The organism is Candidatus Tisiphia endosymbiont of Thecophora atra, assembly GCF_964026395.1.
Classification (GTDB): Bacteria; Pseudomonadota; Alphaproteobacteria; order Rickettsiales; family Rickettsiaceae; genus Tisiphia.
This window is the reverse complement of record NZ_OZ032145.1, coordinates 215,293-240,646: the sequence shown is the minus strand read 5'-3', so window position 1 is coordinate 240,646 and position 25,354 is coordinate 215,293. Positions and strand designations below refer to the sequence as shown.

The 25,354-nt window shown below is 32.2% G+C and carries 18 protein-coding genes, 1 tRNA gene and 1 pseudogene; 7 read left to right on the top strand and 13 right to left on the bottom strand.

Going from position 1 to position 25,354, the window contains the following annotated elements; translation table 11 throughout:
- Positions 1–13: 13 nt before the first annotated feature.
- From AAGD45_RS01130 to AAGD45_RS01115, 4 genes and pseudogenes are all read right to left on the bottom strand, one after another.
- Complete coding sequence (locus AAGD45_RS01130; RefSeq protein ID WP_341762174.1) at positions 14–2,452, bottom strand: VirB4 family type IV secretion/conjugal transfer ATPase; 2,439 nt, start codon at positions 2,450–2,452, stop codon at positions 14–16.
- 35 nt (positions 2,453–2,487) lie between these two features.
- Positions 2,488–3,780, bottom strand: a complete 1,293-nt coding sequence (gene serS / locus AAGD45_RS01125; protein ID WP_341761635.1) for a serine--tRNA ligase — start codon at positions 3,778–3,780, stop codon at positions 2,488–2,490.
- A pseudogene (gene tatC / locus AAGD45_RS01120) lies at positions 3,758–4,512 on the bottom strand (twin-arginine translocase subunit TatC). The gene serS and the pseudogene tatC overlap by 23 nt, the downstream one beginning before the upstream one ends.
- 429 nt (positions 4,513–4,941) lie before the next feature.
- Entirely contained in the window at positions 4,942–5,688 is a 747-nt protein-coding gene (locus AAGD45_RS01115; protein WP_341761634.1) for an HAD family hydrolase, read from the bottom strand.
- Between the two features lie 201 nt (positions 5,689–5,889).
- Between AAGD45_RS01115 and AAGD45_RS01110 the strand changes: the two genes are divergently transcribed.
- From AAGD45_RS01110 to typA, 6 genes are all read left to right on the top strand, one after another.
- A complete protein-coding gene (locus AAGD45_RS01110; RefSeq protein ID WP_341761633.1) occupies positions 5,890–6,132 on the top strand; it encodes a type II toxin-antitoxin system prevent-host-death family antitoxin in 243 nt (80 codons plus the stop codon).
- A 7-nt stretch (positions 6,133–6,139) separates the two neighbouring features.
- Entirely contained in the window at positions 6,140–6,559 is a 420-nt protein-coding gene (locus AAGD45_RS01105; protein ID WP_341761632.1) for a type II toxin-antitoxin system VapC family toxin, read from the top strand.
- 209 nt (positions 6,560–6,768) lie between these two features.
- Positions 6,769–8,115: an MFS transporter gene (locus AAGD45_RS01100; RefSeq protein ID WP_341761631.1), complete on the top strand. Its 1,347-nt coding sequence runs from the start codon at positions 6,769–6,771 to the stop codon at positions 8,113–8,115.
- Positions 8,116–8,774: 659 nt separating this feature from the next.
- On the top strand, positions 8,775–10,325 hold the full coding sequence (locus tag AAGD45_RS01095; RefSeq protein WP_341761630.1) for an IS1634 family transposase: 1,551 nt from the start codon (positions 8,775–8,777) through the stop codon (positions 10,323–10,325).
- A gap of 147 nt (positions 10,326–10,472) precedes the next feature.
- Entirely contained in the window at positions 10,473–11,486 is a 1,014-nt protein-coding gene (locus AAGD45_RS01090) for an IS110 family transposase (RefSeq protein WP_341762173.1), read from the top strand.
- Between the two features lie 886 nt (positions 11,487–12,372).
- Positions 12,373–14,193 carry a translational GTPase TypA gene (gene typA / locus AAGD45_RS01085; protein WP_341761629.1) on the top strand — a complete coding sequence of 607 codons (1,821 nt, stop codon included), beginning with the start codon at positions 12,373–12,375 and terminating at the stop codon, positions 14,191–14,193.
- A gap of 9 nt (positions 14,194–14,202) precedes the next feature.
- Here typA and rimM read toward each other — a convergent pair whose 3' ends face one another.
- From rimM to iscX, 9 genes are all read right to left on the bottom strand, one after another.
- Complete coding sequence (gene rimM, locus AAGD45_RS01080; protein WP_341761628.1) at positions 14,203–14,694, bottom strand: ribosome maturation factor RimM; 492 nt, start codon at positions 14,692–14,694, stop codon at positions 14,203–14,205.
- 3 nt (positions 14,695–14,697) lie between these two features.
- Positions 14,698–16,050: an MFS transporter gene (locus AAGD45_RS01075; protein ID WP_341761627.1), complete on the bottom strand. Its 1,353-nt coding sequence runs from the start codon at positions 16,048–16,050 to the stop codon at positions 14,698–14,700.
- 57 nt (positions 16,051–16,107) lie between these two features.
- Positions 16,108–16,623 carry an isoprenoid biosynthesis glyoxalase ElbB gene (elbB, locus tag AAGD45_RS01070; protein ID WP_341761626.1) on the bottom strand — a complete coding sequence of 172 codons (516 nt, stop codon included), beginning with the start codon at positions 16,621–16,623 and terminating at the stop codon, positions 16,108–16,110.
- 11 nt (positions 16,624–16,634) lie between these two features.
- Positions 16,635–16,775, bottom strand: a complete 141-nt coding sequence (locus AAGD45_RS01065; RefSeq protein ID WP_341761625.1) for a hypothetical protein — start codon at positions 16,773–16,775, stop codon at positions 16,635–16,637.
- A 7-nt stretch (positions 16,776–16,782) separates the two neighbouring features.
- On the bottom strand, positions 16,783–17,727 hold the full coding sequence (locus AAGD45_RS01060; protein WP_341761624.1) for a D-alanyl-D-alanine carboxypeptidase family protein: 945 nt from the start codon (positions 17,725–17,727) through the stop codon (positions 16,783–16,785).
- Positions 17,728–17,731: 4 nt separating this feature from the next.
- Positions 17,732–18,976: an AmpG family muropeptide MFS transporter gene (locus AAGD45_RS01055; RefSeq protein WP_341761623.1), complete on the bottom strand. Its 1,245-nt coding sequence runs from the start codon at positions 18,974–18,976 to the stop codon at positions 17,732–17,734.
- Positions 18,977–21,592, bottom strand: coding sequence for an AsmA-like C-terminal region-containing protein (locus AAGD45_RS01050; protein ID WP_341761622.1), 2,616 nt, complete (start codon positions 21,590–21,592; stop codon positions 18,977–18,979).
- Positions 21,593–21,885: 293 nt separating this feature from the next.
- A tRNA-Val gene (locus AAGD45_RS01045) sits at positions 21,886–21,961 on the bottom strand.
- Between the two features lie 224 nt (positions 21,962–22,185).
- Positions 22,186–22,395 (bottom strand): Fe-S cluster assembly protein IscX, encoded by a 210-nt coding sequence (iscX, locus tag AAGD45_RS01040; RefSeq protein WP_341747867.1) that lies wholly within the window; start codon positions 22,393–22,395, stop codon positions 22,186–22,188.
- 220 nt (positions 22,396–22,615) lie between these two features.
- Between iscX and AAGD45_RS01035 the strand changes: the two genes are divergently transcribed.
- Positions 22,616–24,415 (top strand): Ulp1 family isopeptidase, encoded by a 1,800-nt coding sequence (locus AAGD45_RS01035; RefSeq protein ID WP_341761621.1) that lies wholly within the window; start codon positions 22,616–22,618, stop codon positions 24,413–24,415.
- Positions 24,416–25,354: the final 939 nt, after the last annotated feature.

Sequence of the window (25,354 nt, the reverse complement as noted above, 5' to 3'; positions counted from 1 at the left end):
ACTCCTCTTACAACTAAATATGATTTAATGCTATATACAAAGGATTAATCCAATTATCAGGGTGTCCTAGATATTGTTGTAATATTTCTTGATATATTTTCAATTCCTCGGTTCTACAGGATAGAATCTTGATAATGCCAATTAAACTTCCTATACTTAACTCCAAAGCAATAGATTGATTATTTTGATTTATTAAGAACATTCTAGAAGCAATTGTAAATTTCGATAATTTATTTATTTCTGATTCATTTAATCCTAAAATTTGTTCTAAATACTGTAATTTTATTTCTGATGGTAAAATTATTTTAGTGTCTGTTAAATCCAACCAATTCTGTAGCACCTTTGTTTTTATCGACTGTAGATAACTAAAATTAAAATTACTAACCATTATTCCATTATTACTCAGCAATCTATCAGAAATCATTTGTGATATGTTATCAAAATTTTCCGGTCTACACAAGGAATCTAGATTATCTATTACTAATATTTTTGGACTCTTCCCTATAATAGTTAAGTGATAATTAAAAGCATATATTAATCCTACACATAAACTATTATGCTTAGTCAAATTCATTGAAAAATCTTCTAGAAGTTTTCTATCTGTTGGATAAAAACGTTCTGTAAAAGACTTCTCAGAGAAAGGGTACAAATTAAATCCGATTATGCCACCTTCAGATAAAGGGAATTTATCACTATCAAATATACCATCATATAATCCTCCTTTTGTATAATCAGTCAACCTTAGTTTAATTAAATCTCCACCTTCTATAGAAAAGTCCATTGTTTTTAAAATGGAGGAAAAATTACGATCTTTATTATCTAAAGTCCAAATTTTATCAGCGAAGTTTTCTAGAAAAGCTAATTCTGCTTTGGTTAGAGGGTAAAAAGAATGATTACAAATTATCTTAAGAAATTCGGTAACGAAATGCCTTGACTCTAGAGTATCATCTAGTAGAAATGGACTTATTAGGTTCTTCTCCTTTTCAAACCACTGCCCTTCAATTGATTCAACAAAAATCTTTGAATTATTATTATTGGAAAGATATAATATTGTTGGCTTGTATTTAGTGGCTTCAGAAATTAAAAAATTTGTTAGTACAGTCTTACCAGTATTAGCTGTGCCAAAAATACAAGTATTCCCTCTATTATTACTTTTAGCATGAAAATTCATAAAGTAAGGAGTTCCTTTTTCTGTTCTAAGCAAAGTCACCGCTTTACCCCATATGTTATTTTGGCTTCCGGTCGGGAAATTATGTAATGAGGCCAAAGCGGCGGTATTTTCTATAATTGTGGGAGCGAGCCTCCTAACATAGGAAAAGTTCCCTGGGAGTTGTGCCCAAAATGTCTGCTCTAAGTTTATATCTTCTCGCACATGGACAATGCCAATTTTAGCAAGTTCCTTAGATGCTTGGGCAATTGATTGATCCAATTTTTCCAAGTCTGACCCTATAATAGCAATAGAAATTTGTTGTTTACAAAATTGGTTCGGGATTGAAGCATCAAGGTTCATTATCTTATCTATTCCTGTAATTTCAGCAAGTTTAGTATCCTTACTAACTTGTAAAATATATGCCTGTTGTTCAAATGTTTTAGATACTTCTTTTTTATCAACGAAGTAAAATATTTCTGTTGCTATTAATTCTACAGGTAATTGTAGGAATCCATCAAGTGCAGCTGATGATACTTCTTGATATTCCTTTATTGAAATAATGGATGCAAACTTTTTATCATGCCTACTTATTACTTCAATCTTATCGTTACCAACTGCATATTGATTAGAAGCTAAAGCATTAGATAGATTTGCAATCGGTACTAGGCAATATTCTTCGTTGAGATGGATTATTCTACGATATAAAAACATCAGATCAGAGTAAGATTCTTCCCCTTCAAATCTTATTCCTAACTTTACTGCACCGAAATCTTGTAAATCCAAAAGTATTGTATCAACAGTGCTATTTAGTATTTCAAAAACACTACTTAAGTACTTATTTTGGAGACTGACAACTTTATCAAAAAACAAAGATGTCATTAAAGAGTTGAGATTTTTAACTTTAATTTCAGCAGAATCATAAATTATTGAGATATATAAGGTGTTAACAAATTTATCATCCCAGTAATTCTTTTTTTGCCATAAATTGTGAATATTAGCTGGTAACAATTTATTGTAAGGAGTTGGGTCATCTAAGTTTGTCTTACGTCGTACAGTATGTATCCAAAATGCAAAATTTTTATTACGAACATTTTTCTTAATCGCATTACGCACTACTTCTCGTAAATTGAATAACTTAGTGCTAATATTTTCTGCATTGATACCATTTATTTGGATAGTTTGGAGTAGTTCACCATTCTTAGTTAACAAAGTATTCTCATTATAATGACAAGCAATTGGAATGAAATCCTCTGCAGAATTATTATATAAATCCTTATCAACTTTTCTTGAGTTGTTAGCTATTTTGAACACCAATAATACCTATCATCAAATACATGTTATTTATACTCTTTAGTGGTATGAATTCGCTCCAACCCACCCATGTAACTCACCAAAATATCTGGAACTGTTATTGAACCATCTGCATTTTGATAATTTTCTAGAATTGCGATTATTGTCCTACCAATTGGTAAACCAGAACCATTCAAAGTATGGACAAAAGTGGTTTCGTTGCTACCAAATTCTTTATATCTAGCTTTCATCCTTCTAGCCTGAAAATCTCCACAATTAGAACAACTTGAAATCTCACGGTATAGATTTTGACCAGGCAACCATACTTCCAAATCATAGGTTTTCTTGGCAGTAAATCCCATATCTCCAGTACAAAGCAACATAACTCTATATGGTAGATCAAGTTTTTTTAGAATGGTTTCAGCTGCATTAGTTATATATTCATGTTCACGCTGAGATTCTTCTGCAGTAGTTATTGTAACCAACTCAACTTTACCAAACTGGTGCATACGTATCATACCTCTAGTATCTCTACCACTACTTCCAGATTCTGATCTGTAACAGGGTGTGTAAGCAACATAACGTATAGGCAATTCTTCCCTAGCTATTATGGTATCGGCTACCATATTAACAAGAGGTACTTCGCCTGTTGGAATTAACCTGTAATTATTCACCGTTTCAAACGACTCTTCTGCAAATTTTGGCAATTGACCACTATTATACATAGCAGCTGGTCGCACCAAAGATGGAGGAGATAGTTCAGTAAAATCAAATTCTTGAGTATGTGTATCAATCATAAAATTAATCAATGCACGTTCTAGCTTTGCTAAATCTCCCTTTAGAGTCACAAACCTACTACCAGACATTTTAGCAGTACGGACAAAATCCATCATACCTAAACTTTCACCAAGTTCAAAATGCTGCTTAGGTAATGGAGGAGATGGTTTTGTTGTAATGTCTCCTACTGTTTTAAGCAGTTTATTCATACTGCCATCAGTGCCATATGGTACATCAGGATCAGGAAGGTTTGGCAATACCTCCAACATATCGTTTAACTGGTGATTACTATTTAATTTTAAATTCAGTTCTTCCAGTTTCTCATTTATGTGATCCACATCACGCTTTATTTCTTCAAATTCTTTACTAAATTTGTTAGGCATGTTGCCTAGATCCCTAGATTTTTTCCTTCTTGCATGCTGAAATTGCTGAATAAGATTAGTTAGCTGGCGCTTGCTTTCATCTAGTTTAGTAATTTTATCGGACATTGGGGAAATTCCCCTTTTGATAAGTAGATCATCAAATTCCTGCTTATTCTCCCTAATCCACTTTATATCTAACATTTAACTTCCTCGATTTTCTACAAATTTACACATAATAATTGAAGTTTCATATAATAAAAGCATTGGTATTGCAAGGGCAAATTGGCTAAGCACATCCGGTGGAGTTAAAATACCAGCAATAATAAAAATAATTACTATAGACGATCTTCTTTTGTCCACTAAGTCTTTTGCTGTTAATATTTTTAATAAATTTAATATTAACATAATAATTGGTAATTGGAAAGCTATACCAAACGCAATAATTAACTGAATTACTAAGTTTAAATATTCACTAATTCTAGCTTCTAGAATTAGTGGAATAATAGCATTATTATCTTCAAAGCTTAGAAAAAATTGCCATGCACGCGGCATAACAAAATAAAATACAAAGATGCTCCCACACCAAAACAAAACAGGCGACATAAAAAGAATAAAAGCAGCATATTTCTTCTCACCTGAGTATAACCCAGGTCTTATAAATAAAAAACATTCTACAGCGATAATTGGCATAATCATGACAAAAGAAACAAAAGCTGCAAGTTTTATATAAGTAAAGAATGCTTCAGTAAGACCAGTATAGATCACTTTCCTTATATTAGCATGATCTAATTCTGCAAGTGGCTCTAATAAAATGTTATATATATCGCTACTAAAATAATAACAAATAATAAAACCAATAATGAATGCAGCAAATACTCGTAAAAACCTAGCCTTTAGCTCAAAAAAATGCTCTTTAAAAGTATATGACTTCATAAATTAACCAAATGTACAAGTTTAAGTAGGTATATAACCTTAGTTTGATGTAAGACATCGGTTTAATAGCCTAGGATGCCATATATGGACGTTCCTGCTTTCGTGAGGAGGTATTACTAACGTGGATAGTCAAAATAGGTTGTTATGAACCTAGAAATTGAATAGAATGATAAAAAACTCATCAAAAGTATACTTATATACTCTAGAATAGAAAACCAAAAATTGTGTTTTCATTATCCAAGACTCTAGCGGTATACTCAAATGATCCTACGAGCAGTATACCATCTATAAAAAAGGTTCGTAACTGGAATGATTATAACAAAGCTTTAAAAAAAATGGGAGAAATAATCCTTAGTTTTGATGAAAACTATACTAGGAGTCCTAGAAGTTTTGCTATTGTCTTTTCTTCAAAGCAAAATAGTATAATCCCTATAATATGTCATAAAAGTTTATTAGGGAAGGTTCTTCACCCAACAGTTCTAATGTACTCTCTGTTAACTGATCAAAGTTAGTCTGCATTTGATTTTCTTTTTGTTCTTGTGCTGTAACTATCCCAGAAGCTTCATTTAAATACTCACTACCCTCTTTGGTAACATGTATTCCATGCATACCATTTTCCTTTGCAATATCTACATTATTTTTGTCATCATCTATTAAAACAACCTTCTTATTCTCAGAAACACCAAAATGACTCTTGGCTTCCTCTATATGCTGCTGTTTGCCTTCATAGCCATTTCTACGAGAATGCGACACTACAAAAATTTCTTTCGATAGAGTCGATCCTAAAAGTTGCTTAAGAGCGTATTCGATCCACTCAGGATATGAGCCAAAAGATACAATAGCTATATGGCATCCTATAGTTAATGCTTTTTGCAACAAGTCTACTAATAGCTCTTTATTTTTCCAATTTTTTGTTTCATCTGCTAGAAATTGATCTACACAATCCTGATAATTGAAAGTAGTACTAAGAGCATTGTGTAGGGAGCCTTTTACTATTGTTCCATCCCAATCAATACATAATAACATCTTATCAGATTGAGTTTCTTTCTCCAAAAAACCCTTTTGCTGTTTAACTTCTAGTTGTTCAGCATCCGGAGTATTCATTACCTGTTTATCTTTTGCTATGTTAAAATCTAAAGGGGGAAGGCTTAATCTTGCCTGTTTTATTTTTAACATCTGTTGTCTCTTATATTTATTTTTTATTCTTCTTGAACCCAAAAACTCAGAACCTAATAAATTAATTTTAAAATTTTTGCAAGCAAATTATTAAGATTATTTAAGTAAAATGAAATAGATTCATCGCTGTTATTAGCGTATTGTATTGCTTATTAAAATATGATAAACTAGTTAAGTTAACTGGTTTATTAAAGAGGATTCATGAGAATAGTTGGTATGTTTAAAACAAAAACTCACTTAACGGAGCTAATAAAAGAAGTAGAAGCAGGTGAAGAATTATGCATAACAAACAGAGGGAAAGAGGTAGCTTTTGTTATATCTGTAGCTAAATATTATTCCCAAAGATTTGATGATCTATTTAAAAAACTTGCTGAACTTAAAAAACGTAGCCCTCTTGGCTCTACAGACGATGTTATTAAAATGAAAAATTTTGGTAGAAAATGAGCATAAAATGAATTTAGTAGTAGATTGTTCATTCATTATGTCATCGATTTTACCGGATGAGCAGCAGCTTAAGGTCGATAACATTTACCATCAGATTTCTAACAAAGTATATAATATATTTGTCCCTGCTGTCTTTTTTTTAGAATGTAACAATGTGCTTATATCATCCTTAAAAAAACAACGTATTACTAAAAGTAATTATGAAGAGTATTTACACCTCTTAAATACTCTTCCTATTAATATTGATAAATTTTGCTCTAGCCCTGAATCTCTACATATAATAGCAAGGATTGCAACTAAATATGGTCTAACGTCTTATGATGCTTCTTACCTTGAATTATCCCTACGCCTTGAAGCAAAAATTGCTACTCTAGATAATAATTTGGCTAATAGCTGTAAGATAGCAAATATAGAATCTATAATTTAAAATACTAATTACTTCAAATATACACTTAATAGTGAATTCAGTTGAATTATGTCAAAGAAATCTCCACTCGAACTTTTAGGTTGTATTAAGTACTAGTATATTGTTACACTAATAGTTTAATTATTTTAGCCTACTATATCATTTTTTCTTGCTATTAATTAACCAAATCATCAATATTTATAGTACTATTAAAATTATAAGGTGAATAAATGATAGGATATCAGCAAGAACAAAGAAGCCTAACGAAAGAACAAAAATCAGCTGTTGGGTTATTATCGATTGGAACATTCCTAGAGTATTTTGATCTATCCCTCTACGTACATATGGCTATACTTCTTAATGAGCTATTTTTCCCAAAATATGATCCACATACTACAGCAATTTACTCTGCTACAGCTTTCTGTTCTAGCTTTGTTTTTCGACCAGTTGGTGCAGTAATATTTGGCTATATAGGTGATAATATAGGACGTAAAACTACTGTTATCATAACGACTTTTATGATGGCTTTATCATGTATTATGATGGCTAATCTACCTACTTATGCCCAAATAGGCATTACAGCCTCTTGGTTGATCACCATATGCCGTATAATACAAGGAATATCCTCTATGGGAGAGGCAGTAGGAGCAAAACTTTATTTAACTGAATCTATAAATCCACCAATCCAATATCCAGCTGTTTCATCAGTTGCGATTTTTGGTACTTTAGGAGGAGTTGTTGCTTTAGGAATAGCATCGTTAGTGACCTCCTATGGATTTAATTGGCGTATAGCATTTTGGATGGGAGCGGGTATAGCACTGGTTGGTACAGTAGCTAGAAGGAGTCTTAGAGAAACACCAGAATTTGCTGACGCCAAGCGTCAACTAAAAAAAACTTTTGAGCAGCCTTCAAATGTTGGTAGCATAGATCTTAAAAAACTAGAAAATAATCCAATATGGAAGGAAAAAGCTAATAAAACAACAATTTTAGCGTTGTTCTTAATAGAATGTATGTGTCCCATATGTTTTTATTTTCCTTATATTTATTGCGGAAATATTTTAAAAACTTCTTTTGGTTATAGTGCTGAACAGGTCATTCATCAAAATTTTATTGTCTCAATGTTTTCTTTCTTAGCCACTTTAGTATTAGCATATTTAAGTTATAGAATATATCCATTAAAAATTGTAAAAACTATGTTATTAATATTTTGTGTATTTGTTTTAGCTTGCCCTTATTTATTAAATAATATTAATAGCTCATTTGACGTATTTTTAATGCAATTATTCATTGTGTTATTTGTGCCTATCGGTCCTGGTCTAGGAGAGCCAATCTATTATAAACATTTTCCTGTATTTAAACGGTTTAGCTGTGCTAGTCTTACCTTTGCCATATCTCGTGCCTTAATGTATGTAGTTACCTCTTTTTCAATTGTTTACTTAACTGAATATTGGCATCATTGGGGGATAATGGTTATATTGCTTCCAGTTTGCATAGGTTTTGCATTTGGGATATTTCATTTTGAAAAGTTGGAGAAAAAGACTGGGAATTATCCACAAAAGCCCCGTGTAGACACATAGGCGTCAACTTAAGAGCGTAATGATTGAACATGTATAAACAAATTAAACACAGCCGTCATCGCGAGGCATCGTTAGATGCCGTGGCGATCCAGATAAACAGCGAAGCTGTTTTTTAGAGTAACGCTTCGCGTCTCATCTTCTAGACGAAAAAGTGCTTAAAACACCTAAAGAATCAGGTTTGCAGTGGTTCTGGCATGAAGTTTGTAGTCATGTAAATGATATTTTTTATTTGACAATGCTGGAATTTAGAGATATGAATCTCTTTCATGTATATTACAACTGTTCCAAATAGAAATTCTCGTCCTGCAATATTGCTTCGTACCTCTTATCGCGACTCATCTTCGAGATAAATATGAGCAGAAATTATGCTATAGAACGTGAGTATTATACGACGAGTGGAGTGTAGAATTAAATTCTCGTTACTGACTACATTTTTTCACCTGTGGAATTTTATAATAAAGAAATACTGATAAAAGTGTACTTTAATGACAAGAGTTTTTATTTGAAACAAAACAATGGTAATACACATAAGAAGCATTATGTTGACTAATTTTTAGTATGTCAAGTAGAAAAGTGATGTTTACATGACTACAAACTTCATTCCAAAACCGCTGCGAACCTGATTCTTTAGACGTTTAAAGCACTTTTTCGTCTCGAAGATGAGTCGCGAAGACGGGAAAGTATTAAATAAAACCCTAGCTAACTTAACTAACTGGGATGATTTACGCATTGAGGCTTTTAAGAAGATGCTTAAAGGTGAATTTGATGGTTTAGATGGTGTTCCTGAGGTTGGTGAAAGTTTTGGGACTATTTTTCTACTAAAAAGAATTGCTGATGAAATTGGTATTACTAAGGCTCTTGGTACTAGAAGCAAAGAAGCTTTATTGAGTCTATTTTTGGTTTTAGCACGCTTTGCTCACCAAGGGTCTAGACTTTCCAGCGTGAAATGGGCGAAATCGCATGCGATATCTGATGTATTATCTGTCGATTCATTTGATGAAAACCATTTATATCAGGCTCTAGAATGGTTAGAAGAGAACCAAGAAAAGATCGAATTAAAATTATTTAAAACTTATCAAAAGAAAAATAACAAGCCGCCTGTTATGCTTTTATATGACGTCACTTCCAGCTATTTCGAAGGAACAGAGAATGAACTTGCGGAATATGGGTACAATCGGGATAAAAAGAAGGGTAAAAAGCAAATAGTGATTGGTCTATTAACTGATGATCATGGCGAACCTTTGGCTGTTAGAGTTTTTAAGGGTAATAGTGCTGATCCTTCTACCATTTATGAGCAGATTGAGCTAGTAAAATCTAATTTTGGTATTAAGAATATCGTCTTTGTTGGTGATAAAGGAATGATTAAGAGGACAGGCAAAGAAGCCCTGAGCAAAGAAGGATGGGACTATATTACAACCTTAAGTAAAGTTGAGATTGAAAGCTTAAAGAAAAGCGGAGTTTTGCAATATAGTTTTTTTGAAGAACAGCTATGCGAAGTAACCAATAATGGCAAAAGATATATTTTAAGGAAAAATGGTTCTATAGCCCGAAAAGTTGAGTTTGATAGGAATAACCGAGTTGAAAAATTGGTTGCAAAGATTGAAGAACGTAATATATATGTATCAACCCATAAGAAAGCAAAGCTAGAACTTGGTTTAAATAATATTCAAAAAATTGCCAAAGAATGGCGGATAGATAAATTTATCAACCTAAAATTAGATGGCAACCAAATAGTGGTTGAAATTGATCAAGATAAGAAAAAAGAGTTGTTTGCTCTTGATGGTTGTTATGCGATTGAAACACAGATTGAAATTAAACTGATGAGTAAAGAATTGGTTGATAAAGCTTACCATAATTTACATGAAGTAGAATCGAATTTTAGCAGTATGAAGACAGGATTACTCGAAGTAAGACCGATCTTTTTAAGGAAAAGCAACAGAACGAAGGGACATGTATTTGTTTGTATGTTGGCATTAAAAATATGGCACTATATGAAAAATAAGTTGAAACAAGGTTGTGGCGTAACCAAGGATGGTAAATATAATGTGACCATTGAGGAAGCATTAAGAGAGCTGGATAAAGTATGTTTTTTATATTACACAATCAAGGGTTGCAAAGTTGCAAGATTACCAAAATTAAGCGAGTTTCAACAAAATTTATTCAATTTATTTGATTTAACGATGCCCCAAATGACAAAATCTGCAAAATGATAAAATAATGGTATGGACCTCCTGATATACAGAATGAAAAGCAGTTGCTAATCTTCTAAAGTTAATATTAAATATTAAAATAACAATCAGGAGGCTAAGATGGAAGTTACCACAATTGGTATAGATATTGCAAAAAGAATTTTCTAAATTCATGGTGTAGATAAAAATGGTAAGACGGTATTAAAGAAAAAATTAATGAGAGATCAAGTTTTAACATTTATGGCTAATTTACCAAAATGTTTGGTAGGGATGGAAGCTTGCGGCGGAGCTAGTTACTGGGCAAGAGAAATAACTAAATTGGGGCATACAGTAAAACTAATGGCAGCACAATTTGTCAAACCGTATGTTAAAACTAATAAAAATGATCAAGCTGATGCAGAAGCTATATGTGAAGCGGTAACAAGACCAAATATGAGGTTTGTACCAATTAGAACTGTAGAACAACAAGATATTTTATCAATTCATCGAGTAAGAGAGAGATTGGTAAAAAATCGTACTGCCCTTGCTAATGAAATTAGGGGTCTACTACATGAATTTGGTTTTATTATTCCTCAAGGGATCAATAAGGTTATGACAAAATTAACCGAGATTTTAGATGAAGGGAATTTAAGCCAGCTGGGTTATCAAACATTTAGTGAACTGAAAGAGGAATTTTTGGATAATGACAAAAAAATAAAAGAGATAGAAAAAAGATTAAAAATAATAGCTAGCAACTTAACTCAATATCAACGATTAACAGCTATACCTGGTCTTGGTTTAATTACTGCTACTGCTTTAATAGCATCAATAGGTAATGCTACAAGTTTTGAGAATGGTAGGCAATTATCGGCATGGTTTGGATTAGTGCCAAGGCAGCATTCCAGTAGAGGGAAAGATAAGTTGCTTGGAATTAGCAAGCGAGGTGATGTTTACTTGCGTACTCTATTGATCCAAGGAGCTAGAGCTGTACTAAATGCCAAGATAAGATTTACATCGGAAGAACAAAAATCTAAAAAAGATTTTAGCAAATTTACGCAGTGGATGTTTAATTTATCTGAGCGAAATGGACATAATAAAACAGTAGTTGCTGTAGCTAATAAACTGGCAAGAGTGGTGTTTGCAGTACTAAGGTCAGGGGATGATTATGTAGAGAGTAAAGTTTGTAGCACAGAGCTATTATAATTAACATAAAATAAAATAAATAGTGGTTTATTAATTAATAGGTAAACAAAGAATATGTAAGAGATTCCAACCCGGAATATGCGTGAGATAATAATATTGATGGTAAATAAGACAAACCTTAGCTTACAAAGAAACTGATGACTACAATGGCTCTTTGAAGCCGATAAAATGATAAGTATATAGTTTGTAAGCCAGCGAATTCCATCAGGGCTGTAGGATAAATTACACATAATTTATTAACTATAAGCCGGATACATGTATGCATTTGCATTTTTGCTATTAGATGTTATTTTTTTCTTGCATTTTACAGGAGATCCATACATGTAGTCAGTAACGAGAATTTAATTCTACACTCCACTCGTCGCATAATACTCACGTTCTATAGCATAATTTCTGCTCATATTTATCTCGAAGATGAGTCGCGTATCTTAGATTGCCGCGTCGCCGCTTGCAGCGGCTTCTCGCAATGACGTTTAGGTTTGATTTACTTATACATGCTCAATCATTACGCTCTTAAGTTGACGCCTATGCGCCACTTTGTGGCTCGCGATGACAACTATTTATTTCTATAATTTAGTATTTTCTATCATTAGTTGGGACTTTTAAACTGCCCTGCGTGTAGAGGTATAGATAAATGTTGACAACATAATGTAATAATTTGTTTTGTTACTGTTGGTATTTTTAAATGCATAGCTAAAGTTAAAAAATGTATTACAGTTTCTTCTACTATTTTTTTAATTTTTTCAGGTGATTTAGTTCCTAGAGTTTCTAACGATGAGCAACGTTGTTGCTAATTCAACTGAATTCACTATAACACAAGAACTCTATTCCAATTTGATATATTTTGCTCTATAATGCACATCTAAAAATATATTAAAGGTTTTTGATGTTTGCTATTCGCAATATTGCTATTATCGCCCACGTTGATCATGGTAAAACTACTCTAGTTGATAATATGCTTAAACAAAGTGGGACTTTCCGAGAAAACCAAGCAGTAGCAGAACGTGCTATGGATTCAAATGACCTTGAACGCGAACGTGGTATAACTATTTTAGCCAAATGTACCTCCCTTATGTGGGAAAATATCCGTATCAATATAGTTGATACTCCTGGTCACGCTGATTTTGGTGGTGAGGTAGAACGCATTCTTACTATGGTAGATGGAGTTGTATTGCTAGTTGATTCTTCTGAAGGTACAATGCCTCAGACAAAATTTGTGCTGTCAAAAGCTCTAAAACTTGGTTTGAAACCAATTGTTGTTATCAATAAAATCGACCGTCCTGATAGAAGAGTAAGTGAAGTAGTTGATGAAGTATTTGAATTATTTATGGCATTAGAAGCAACTAATGAACAACTAGACTTCCCAATTATCTATGCTTCGGGACGTAGCGGTTGGGCATCGCTCCATCTAGAAGATCAGCAAAAAAATCTTTCTCCTCTTTTTGATTTGATAGTATCTCATGTACCTGCTCCTGTTGCTGATAGCAGCCTGCCTTTTTCTATGCTTGTTACTACTAGAGAATATAACTCATATTTTGGTCGTGTATTTACCGGTTTAGTGCAGAGCGGTACGGTTAAGATCAACCAAAATGTTAAAGTACTTAATCGCGATAATATGGTAATTGAAAATGCTAGAATAAGTAAAATACTGTCATTCCGAGGATTGGAACGCGTAGCTGTCGATGTAGCATATGCAGGGGATATCATTGCTATTGCTGGAATTCAGAACGCTACGGTAGCTGATACTATCTGTGACCCTGAAATAATGATAGCACTCCCTTCCTTACCTATAGATCCACCAACATTATCTATGACCTTTGGAGTAAATGACTCTCCTCTTGCTGGACGGGAAGGATCAAAGCTTACATCACGAGTTTTAGGTGATAGATTGATGAGAGAGATCGAAAGTAATGTGGCAATACATGTCAGTCAAACTGAAGAAAAAGATGCTTTTCAAGTTGCAGGTCGTGGTGAGTTACAATTAGGAATATTAATTGAAACTATGCGACGTGAAGGTTTTGAACTATCAATCAGCAGACCACGTGTATTATTCAAAGAGGATGAACAGGGAAAAAGATTAGAACCAATTGAAGAAATCCAAGTTGATGTTGATGATGATTTTGTTGGAGTTGTTGTTAAATCCTTAGCAATACGTAAAGCAGAAATGACTGATATGCGTCCATCTGGTGGCGGTAAAACTAGAGTCACATTTTTAGGGCCATCACGCGGTCTTATTGGTTACCACGGTCAGTTTCTAACCGAAACTCGAGGTACAGGTGTTATGAACCGTGTTTTTCATAGTTATGGTTCGTATAAAGGGCTTATTGAAGGAAGACGTAATGGAGTGTTAATTTCTAATGGGGATGGTGAATCTGTTGCCTATGCTCTATGGAATCTTGAAGAGCGTGGAAAAATGTTTATAAACCCTAATGAACTAGTATACCAGGGAATGATTATAGGCGAACATAATCGGGATAATGACCTAGAGGTAAATCCTCTGAAAGCCAAACAATTATCAAATGTCAGAGCTTCTGGCAAAGATGAAGCTATGCGTCTTATCCCACCAGTCATTATGACATTAGAACAATCTATCAGCTATATCCAAAATGATGAAAGAGTAGAAGTTACTCCTAAATCAATCCGGCTTCGTAAGGCAGTATTAAACCCTAATGACCGAAAGAGATCAGAACGACGTAATGAGGACTAATTGCTATAGTTAAATCTTTGCTAAAATAGCATGCTCTTTCGTCACTACTGGGAAAAATTGCTTGTTAAAAGGAAATAATTCTACTTTTTTATTGCTGACAAACTCGATTTCAATGATATCACCTGCTTTAAAATTAAAAACATTTGTAATTTTTCCTATAGCCACCAAATTGGTATCTAGTACCAGTAAGCCTCTTAAGTCTTCAATATAAAATTCATCTTCACTTAATGAAGGGAAATCGTGCCTATGACAAAAAAGCTTACATCCCTTTAATCCTTCAGCTAATGTCCTATTATTAATTTTGTTAAATCTACATATTATATCACCTTTAGAATTTTGACTAATGAGTTTAAGGATAATTTTTTTTCCTAATTCATCCACCAAATTCATTTTAATGATATTAGTATTTGGCATAGTAAAAGATTTGACGTAAACATTACCCTGCACTCCGTGTACTGATGATACTACACCAACAAAAATTAAATCTTTTTTAATAGACACCACCTAATTCATTAAGAGAAACCATTTTTTCTTTTTCGGATAGTTTCCAGCTGCTTTCTCTAATTTTTCAAAATGCAATATGCCAAAGCTATATCCTATCATGACTGGAATTATAATAATCAGCAATCCATAATTACCTAAATATTTTGTTAAATAAATAAGCCCAAAAGATGTGATAATATACATAATAGTATTAGATATAGCATATAAAAAACTAACATATGTGAAGCGTTTAAAAACAGGAAAATATATAAATAAAATTGAATGGGCTGGTGTTAAACTAGGTATAATCAATATAATAAATGCTTGGAACAGAAAAATATCAAAAGGTGTTCTAGCATGACTCAATAAGTATAGGCAAACTAGAATAAGAACCCAAAAAATTACCATTCTAATTTTTAAAATCATTAGGGGGTATACGTAATAACCTAAATATATCAATGATAAATTCCCTAACATTTCTACTATTGAAACAAAGAAATTTTGATAAATAACTTGTTCAGCCGTATAACCAAAATTATTTCTAAGAATCTCTCCGCAATGAATAAATGTTAAATAAAAACATACTGGCCAAGCACAGAATATTAAAAACAAAGATAAAGCTGTTACTTTATTAACTTTTTCTGTCCAAATAGGATTCTTTTCCAATATACTAGAATTCTCATTAATATCTGCAAAAATCATTTTCATTCGTCGTTTTGCGTCAGCAAATTCTGGTGTTTCTCGTAGAGTTGTTCTAGCTAATGAACCGACTAACGCAACCAATGCACCAAACCAAAAAGCATAACGCCAATTGAAGTTGTAAGAGGTAGAAATAAATGCAACGCCCAAAGCAAAGGTTGCCCCTAATACAGCAAAAAAACTTATTAATGCTACAGACATATATTGTTGTGGACGTTTTATAGTTTCAGTCAAATATAATTCTGCCCCTATTATTTCTCCCATGGAAGTCATGCCTTGTATAATACGACATATTGACACAATCACAGCAGCAGTAATACCTATTTCAGCATAAGTTGGCAAACTAGCAATAATAATACAAGAAAATGCCATCATAAAAGTAGTAATAATAACAGTTACTTTACGCCCTATAGTATCACCAATCCATCCAAAAATTAACGCCCCAATAGGTCTTAATAAATATGTGGTACAAAGAGCAAAGGCTGAAAGTAATTGTGCTGCATAGGGATCATATTCCGGGAAAAAAAGCTCATTAAGAATTACCGCCATATGTATATAGAGCATCAAATCAAAATACTCTAGAAATGTACCGATTGAAAGTAATCCGACAGCCTCTTTTTGTTCTCTAGTTAGACGAGTTTGAGACACCTCATCTGCTTGTATTAATCTATTCATATTGGCTTATATCTTCCTTATTTAATACCAATTGTCTTTTATAAAATAGCTTACATTTCAGATATTAGTACACATTTGCAGCACTTTAATTACTAAACCCTTAATACCTTTATGTATTTGTGCTAAAGGAACATTTAACATAAAAGCAGGAGTAGTAACCAATCTATTATCTTCGTCCACGACTATATCTTGAGCATTACAAGTTTCTTCTGTTGCTCCTAGCTTATTTATCAGATCATTTGATTCTCCAAGGGTAACCTTAATTTTTGTATGATTTCTTAAGACTATAGCAAGTAAAGCAGGAGCAATACATATAGCTCCAATTGGTTTTGATAAATTATAAAAGCCTACTATTATTTCCTGTAAGTCTTTTGGTACTGTAGCATTTTCATTTTTAAGTCCTATATTAGACAAATTTAGTGCAGCACCAAACCCACCCGGTAATATTAAAGCATCAAAATCTTCAGCACGTATTTGATTTAATGGTTGGATTTTACCACGAGCAATGCGTGCTGATTCAACCAATATATTACGTTCCTCTAACATTTTTTCTTGAGTTAGATGGTTAATCACATAATATTGATTTAATATTGATTTTTATTAGGAGCAAAAATTTTTACATTTACATTATGCTTATCAAGTTCCAATAATGTAAAAACTGTTTCAAAGATTTCAGCCCCATCTAAATATCCACAACCTGAAATAATTACAGCAACATTTTTCATAATATTTCTATAGTTTTTTTCTGTTTCTTACTTTAAGATTTGTAGCAACTTTAGTTGATTTTGTTTTCTTACAATATGTTCTTGATGGTACTGTTGTCTTGACTATCAATTTATCAACCATAGTCTTATTATTTCTAGGCTGGTCAAAATGGGTATCTAATAGTTTTACCATTTGCATATTTCTAGACTCAGCAGATTTACCACCAGTAACAATAGCAACCAAAGATTTATTTTGTCTAGTTGCTGCAGTAATCAAGTTATAGCCGGCTGGAATGGTATAACCAGTTTTTAACCCTTCAACTCCTTCATAAGTTTCATTTACTTTATTATGTCCTCGTACAATATTGCCTCTAAAAACAAAGTTGTTTCTAGAGAAGAAAGCATAATATTTAGGGAAATCTCGCTTAATAGCTATAGATAGTTTAGCAAGATCTCTAGCCGTAGTTTTCTGACAAGGATGATGCCATCCAGAAGCGTTTTTAAAATAAGTATCTTTCATACCAAGCTGTCTAGCACGAATATTCATCAACTGAGCAAATTTTTCTTCAGTACCTTTAATATTTTCAGCTACTACCATAGCTGCATCGTTTGCTGATCTAATAATTAGACCTAAAATAGCTTCTCTTACAGTAATAGTTTCTTTTTCTTTAAGCCCTAATTTGCAGGGCAACATTTTCTCTGCGTTTTTTGAAACATATAATCTTTGATTCATTGATAACCTGCCAGATTCTACCGCTTCAAATAACAAATACAAAGTCATTAATTTTGTCAATGAAGCCGGATATATTCTAGTAGTAGAATTTTTATCGTGCAGTATTCTACCAGTATTGTAATCTACGACAAGACTTGTTTGAGTTGGCGAAGACACAAGCTTTTTTGCAGCATAAACAGGACGTAGGTTTGTACTGAATGTTATTACGCAAGTAAAAAATAGCAATAATCGTATTAACATAATTTTACGTTTTAGAAATCTTGTTATTAAGATAGAACAATATTATAAGTCCTGGCAAGGCTAGAATTATTGTTAAGATAAAAAAATTATCCCAACCCAACATTTTTACTAGGCTACCACCATAAACGGTGACTGTGTTATTAAATAAAGTACTACTACTGCTGAGTAAAGCATATTGCGATGCAGAATATTGTTTGTTACACAATATGCTAATATATCCGACAAGTGCAGTCATACCCATAGCAGAAGCAAAATTTTCTATAGTAATGGCAATGAACAGAGATTCAGAACTTACTGGTTGATGATTCAACCAAATAAATGCGAAATGCGTGATACTTTGTATAATTCCCGTTATAATCAGTCCTCTAAAGTTTCCAAGTCGGTATACAACTATTCCGCCAGCAAAAGACCCAGCAACTGTAGCTAGTACTCCATAAAATTTAGTAATCAGTGCTATCTGTCCCTTTGTATAACCAAGTTCCATATAAAATGGCATAGATACTACACCAAGCATAGCATCACCTAATTTAAATAATATTACTGCTAGTAAAATAGTAACGGCATATTTCCTAACAAAGAAGTCCTTAAAAGGTCTAAGTACCATTTGTATTAGAGACAAGAAGGAGAAAATATCAATATTCTCTCTTTGTAATTGCGGTTCATTGACAGTAATTATAAAAATTGTTGCTACAACAAAAATTATACTCATAGCCACAAATGTAGCTGACCAATCACTTGTGGCTTCAGCAAAATACAAAGCCCCAGCTCCAGTAATCAGCATGCCAAGTCTATAGCCTAATACTGCCGTAGCACTCGCTATAGCTTGGGTTTCCTGATCAAATTTATCTATCCTAAGTGCATCAACACTAATATCAAATGTTGCTGACAAGAAACCAAGGCAGATAGTAAGAAAATATAGTAAAGTTAATGATTCATTAGGTAAAACTGTACTCATACTAAATAGTACTAAAGATATTAGTATAGTACAAAGTATCAGCCAACTTTTTCTATGACCAAATTTCTTTAATAATGGTATCTTAAAATAATCTACCAAAGGAGACCAAAAAACTTTTAGCGAATAGGATAGTCTTGCAACGGCAAAAGTGGTAATAATTGCAATATCAATATTAGAGTCTTTAAGCCAAGCAACTAAGCTAGTGAATAATATAGCTAGTGGCATGCCACTAATTGCCCCAAGAACCAATATTTCGAATAGTCTATAATCTTTTAAAATTCTTAATAATAACATTTATTCTCCTTTAATTGTGGATTTCCTTCTGTTCTCTAAAGCCTTTCTTAGTTCAGTCTCGTCTGACGTTTTTATGGGATCTAATATAGTGCCTGAGGTTTTTATTGTAAGATTTATAGGAGTATTTTGATTACTAGAATTATTTAGATTAGGATTTAAGTCTGCTATATAGAAAGATAATATTGAAGATAATACCATATCCAAATTATATATATTTATAGCTAATGATGCAGCTCCGCTAGTATATTTTGTATTAAATACTAAGTCTTTCATTGTAACTATTCCATTTTTTAACTGAAGATTACCACGCAAACTATTCAATTCAGTTTGCCCTTGATACATAGATTTTGCTAAATCATCTTTTAAATACTTTAGACTATAGTCTTTATTATTAATTTTTTCTATCAATGAATCAACAGAGAAGTTACTAATCTTGGCATTTTTTACTACAAACTCTGATTGAGTGTTAAGCTCATACAATAATTCTTCTAAACTATTGCCATGAGTAGCAACTGTTCCATTTATGCTCATTCCACCGTAATTGTCTAGTAATCCTCTTGGCAAAATATTAGATAATTGAGCTAAATCAATAGAATTAAGTGCATAAACAAAGTTCAGAGTATATGGATTTAATAAAATATTACCTTCTGCTTTTAATTTACCAGAAAGTAGATTTGTTTCAAAGTTATCAATCTTAAATAAAGAATTATTATTTGCTAAAGCAAGTTTAACATTTTGTAATACTAGATCATTCTGAATTATTTTTGATAATGCACAATTTAATTCTAACTCTATTTTTTCTATGTCAAATTCATTCAATAAGTTATTCCGCAGATTAAATAAAGATTTAGGGGTTAAAAAGTTAACATTAAGAGAGCCATCATTTATTGTAACTGTTAATTGCGGTTTAATGTTACTTGCTAACAAACTAGCACTAAGATTGATGTAATCACTATTGCTTCTTATATCAAGATTACTAATTCCAATATTACCTGGTGAGATATTTGCTAAGATATATGCTTTGCCAAATGAATTATTTCCTATAAGCAGATCATTTATAGTAATGTCAAAATTACCTAAATAATCAGCTGTCCTAATGGGAATATATTTAGCTAAGTATGATTCATCTTTCATATTCTCTGACAAACTTTTAGCAAATTTGATCATTGGTGAGATTATTGGGTAATCGTCTCTATTTAAATCAATCGAGGAAAAGTCAAGGGTTGCTATAAAATGCGGCATAGAACCAATAAATCTAGCAGTAATATTACCTGTAACTTTAGTGTTGTCAGTTTTTAACATAAGATTTTGTAAATAGACATCTATTAAAGTTAGTTTTAAATCTGAAGATAAAATAAAAGCTGTAGGTTTTTTACTAGCTGCTTGTTTGTAACCTAAAGTATTTAACACAGAATTAAGGTCATTATGTTGCAAGTGAATTGTGCCATCAAATATACTTCGTACTGAGTTTTGGGTTACATTACCTATCAATTGAAAATTTCCTCCGGATTTTATTGTACCAGAAAAATCATTGACCACTAATACCCCTTTATCTAAATTAAATGAAAGTTTAGTATTATTTAATATCTCATCGTTACCTAATATTATTTGGTCAACTAAAACATTCGTCATGATTGATTTATTATCAAAGATAAGTCTTAATCCAAAAACTGAATCACTAAATTGGTTAATATTGTTTGATGAAGTGATAAGTGATTTTACGTCTATTTTAGGGAAATATAATTTTATTATACTAGTAACATTGTCACTTCTGCTCAAATATACCCCTCCATTACCTACAAGCGAATTAGAGTCTATGGTTACATTTTCTAGCTTGAGCAGTTGTCCAGTAGGTAAGATATCAAATTTTATATTTACCTTTTCATTCTGATTAAATCTTCTAAATAAAGAATCTAAATCTGGCACTAGAATATGTAATATATCAGCTAAATTTTGTATTAAATATTCTGCTTTGCCATTTATTAGTTTAGAGTCTATATAGGTTTCTAGCAAGTGAAAATTATAATCATCATTAGAGATAGTAAGATCGAAATTTATTTGGTTGACCTTTTTTTCAAAAAACCCAGATAATTTTCCTACATATCCTCCATCCCCTTTGAATGAAGTGCTATTAGCAATAGAGTTATTTTTAAATAAAGAGCAATTATTTAAAGTAAGAATAGGTTGGTTATTTTTATTTAGAATACTCAGATTTTTAACATTAAAATTTATATCCATTATATTATTTGTTATAAATACACTAACTAGCCTATCATGGTTTATAATGTCAAAATCTTGTTCATCTGAATATATTGTGGCACTATATATGGTTACAGCACTAATTCTTGGTCTGAAAATTAATAATGACCATGGGATAAAGTGAATTTCTATATTTTCTAATTCTAATTTCCCTTCCTCTTTTATGTGATCAATAATCAAATAAGGTATAGGAAATTTAATTATTTTTATTTTTTTTAGATTCTGAGGAGAAATTTTTAATTCATTAACAAGACTATTAGTGGTGGAACTATAATCAACAAAGTTCATCGCAACTAATATAGTACATACTAACAACGAAATAGCAATGACAGTAAATATAATTACTTTTCTTATCATAAAATTATTATCTTCCAAGAACCAATATTACTAGGTATATATCAAAAACGTTAAAAATAAAAACTATATAATAAATATCTAACATGACGGGGGTAACAAATTAAGGGGTAAGGGGACTAGGTGTATATTTTAACACTTTTGTAATATTTCCTCCCTCAAAACACTCGTTAAAGAGAGAAATTTTTTATACTCGTATTCCGGCAACTTTAGTGAAAAAACGGCATGTGACGGGAATACAGACTTTTTATTGCAATTTATTGCAATGATAAAAACCCTGAAATCCGAGAGATATATGGTGGGCGATGAGAGACTTGAACTCCCGACCGTCCCGGTGTAAACGGGATGCTCTACCAACTGAGCTAACCGCCCCTTCTTTCAATTTAACGCAGATAATGCCCTATCTCCCCAAAAAAATCAAGTTATTTCTGTAAATTATTTAGATTCTATAGCTAACCTAAAGTAAGGTCTATCTATTAGAGTATCTTAGATAGACCTTACTTTAGATTAGCTATAGATGAACTACATGAGGTACAAGTACGTACATTCTTCGCAAGTATTTGTGATAGCTCTTCTTCAAAGCAGAAGAGTATATATTAATCTTCAAAATTACTATCTTTAATCTCTTTCCAAGCCTCGAGAATTTCTTTTAACACTTCTTTATTTGTTTCAATTTCGTGGTCATCAAAATCACTCAATGATTTTATTAAGTCCTCAAGATCTTTTAGTGTTAATTCAGATATATCCTCATCGGAATAATTTTTTTCTAAACTTATAGCAATTTCGTCAACATCATGCCAATGCATTATTTTTACCTAATTATTTCCATAGGCAATTACTATTACCATCTAACCATCCCTCTACCAATTAAATAATATATTAGTGCAGGCTTATATATAGTATATTATTAAAGGGGGTGAGATTATTATGCAACTATATCTGTAAATTAGATATATAATTGATTTGTATAGACTTGTTTTTTCGTTTAAGATGATAGTCATTAGATATGATGACTTTGGAGTATGTATGGCAAAAACAGGTAAAAAAGAAAATAAGGTAAGGTTATTTAATATTAATGGTCATGTAGGTCAAGATACTCAGCAAAATATTATAGTGGCTAATTCTGACTTAAACATACCAACTAGGGAACTTAAATATAACATTCAAAATGGCAAACTAAATAAGGATAATATAATAAGTGAAATATTGTATGAAGTTAAACAAGGAGAAACGCCTATACTTAATATTCAATATAATTCAAACATGGAAAAACCTATAGTTGTTACAGATGATTTAGCAGCATTAAAAAAATCAGGTATTCAAACTTGTTTTACCTTTGGTAATTATAATGCACATAATCAAACTTTGCCATATTATAACTACTGGTCACCTCTTCTTGCACAGGTCAATCACGTGTTTTTTGTAAATGCTAACGACCGAGCTAATGCGGTAACTCACAGACATGTAGAGCAAAAAAGAACTTCTTACATTCCCTATATCCCAGCTACAAATTTAATAGAGTCGGAAATTCTAAAAAGGTCTCCTAACATATTAATGTCAGGGAAATTGCCTAATAAAGAAAGATTGACTGAGGTTATGCTTGCTACAAAAGAACTAGGCAAAAATACTAGAGTTATAGTAGCCAGCAATCCTTCATCTGTAGATGATGTGGCTAATATTATTGCGACCAAATTTGGTATCAACGACCCAAACCAACAATTAGGTATTAAGCTGGAAGTTGAGGAAATTTTAAAAGATAAAATTGGTGGGGCTAAAAAACTAGAGCATTACGTGTCACAATTATCTCAACAATTCAAGAAAGATCTTAATACAGCAGAAATAAACCCTATTGATATATATTTTGACCTATCTGATCCATTGAGACTTCAGAATATTGCCAAACAGGCTAAATATACTATAACTCAAGGAGGCTCGGTCGAAAGTTTGACTAATGGTTGTATCCCATTAGCTCAAGGTCATGGGAAAAGGGCTGATATTGTTGCTGAAGTTAAACAAAGGGAAACTGTTCCTGGAATCAACAACTTAACTATTAAGGATATGCAAGAGAATTTAAATGAGTATAAACAAGAAAATGCTAAAAGAATTACTAATACCCTTCAGCAAGTAGCAGATGAAAGGGGGGTATCAACTAGACAAAATGAGGTAGAACATTTATTGCCTGAGGGTAGCAAATTAACTAAACTAGATTATTTATATGACGAAGATGATATTAGCAATGTATTAAAAGCGTCTGTAGATCAAACAAAGGTTTCTATTATTACTCATGCTTCTATAGAAGAAAAAAGTTTATTAAAGGAAACTCTTGATCAAGCTGTATATAGTGATTTAATAGCAAATAACAAGGAAGCGGTTATTATACCCCTTAATACTGGACACGAACATTGGGTTAGTTTAGCAATCACTAAAGACAAGGAGGGGGGTATAGTGTTTACCTATAATGATCCTATGGGAACAAATATAGATCCAAGAGTGGATTTAGTAAATATGATTAAAGAAGTTTGTCCTAGTGCTAAAATAGTAGATTTACACACTAAGCAACAACAAAATGGTAAAGATTGTGGAGCTTTCGTTGTGGATAATTTAATTAAAATGGCAAAAGGTGAGGCAATTCTTACCGCTGAAGAATCTAAAAACATAGGAACAACATTACGCCAAGCTCATGCAAAAACAATGAACCTTGAGGAAGTCAAGCAAAAAGTTAATACCATTAGAGAATCAATAAATACCTATCCATCTCGTCCTACTACATCTCCTCCTGCTATTAGGAACAATAGCCGTCCTAGAGAAGTTTGTCCTATCAGATAGTATTAAAGTTTTGGGGTCATACCCCATCAGGATAAGAATTAGTTAATTCTTATCACGAATTGGCTTTAATATAAGGAAAAATGCATTCTTAAAGTGCTTTTGCGAATGCATTTTAAACCTTTCTAAAGCTAAAAACATGATTTTAAAAGATTAAAATCATGTTTTTAGCAAAATGGATTGCCACGCTCACATACGTTCGCTCCTCATCTTCGAGATAAATATGAGCAGAAATTATGCTATAGAACGTGAGTATTATACGACGAGTGGAGTGTAGAATTAAATTCTCGTTACTGACTACATTTTTTCACCTGTGGAATTTTATAATAAAGAAATACTGATAAAAGTGTACTTTAATGACAAGAGTTTTTATTTGAAACAAAACAATGGTAATACACATAAGAAGCATTATGTTGACTAATTTTTAGTATGTCAAGTAGAAAAGTGATGTTTACATGACTACAAACTTCATTCCAAAACCGCTGCGAACCTGATTCTTTAGACGTTTAAAGCACTTTTTCGTCTCGAAGATGAGTCGCTCGCTAATAGACATATACGTCTATAAAACGTCATTGCGACTCATCTTCGAGATAAATATGAGCAGAAATTATGCTATAGAACGTGAGTATTATGCGACGAGTGGAGTGTAGAATTAAATTCTCGTTACTGACTACATGTATGAACCTCCTGTAAAATGCAAGAAAAAAATAACATCTAATAGCAAAAATGCAAATGCATACATGTATCCGGCTTATAGTTAATAAATTATGTGTAATTTATCCTACAGCCCTGATGGAATTCGCTGGCTTACAAATTTACTATATACTTATCATTTTATCGGCTTCAAAGAGCCATTGTAGTCATCAGTTTTTTTGTAAGCTAAGGTTTGTCTTATTTACCATCAATATTATTATCTCACGCATATTCCGGGTTGGAATCTCT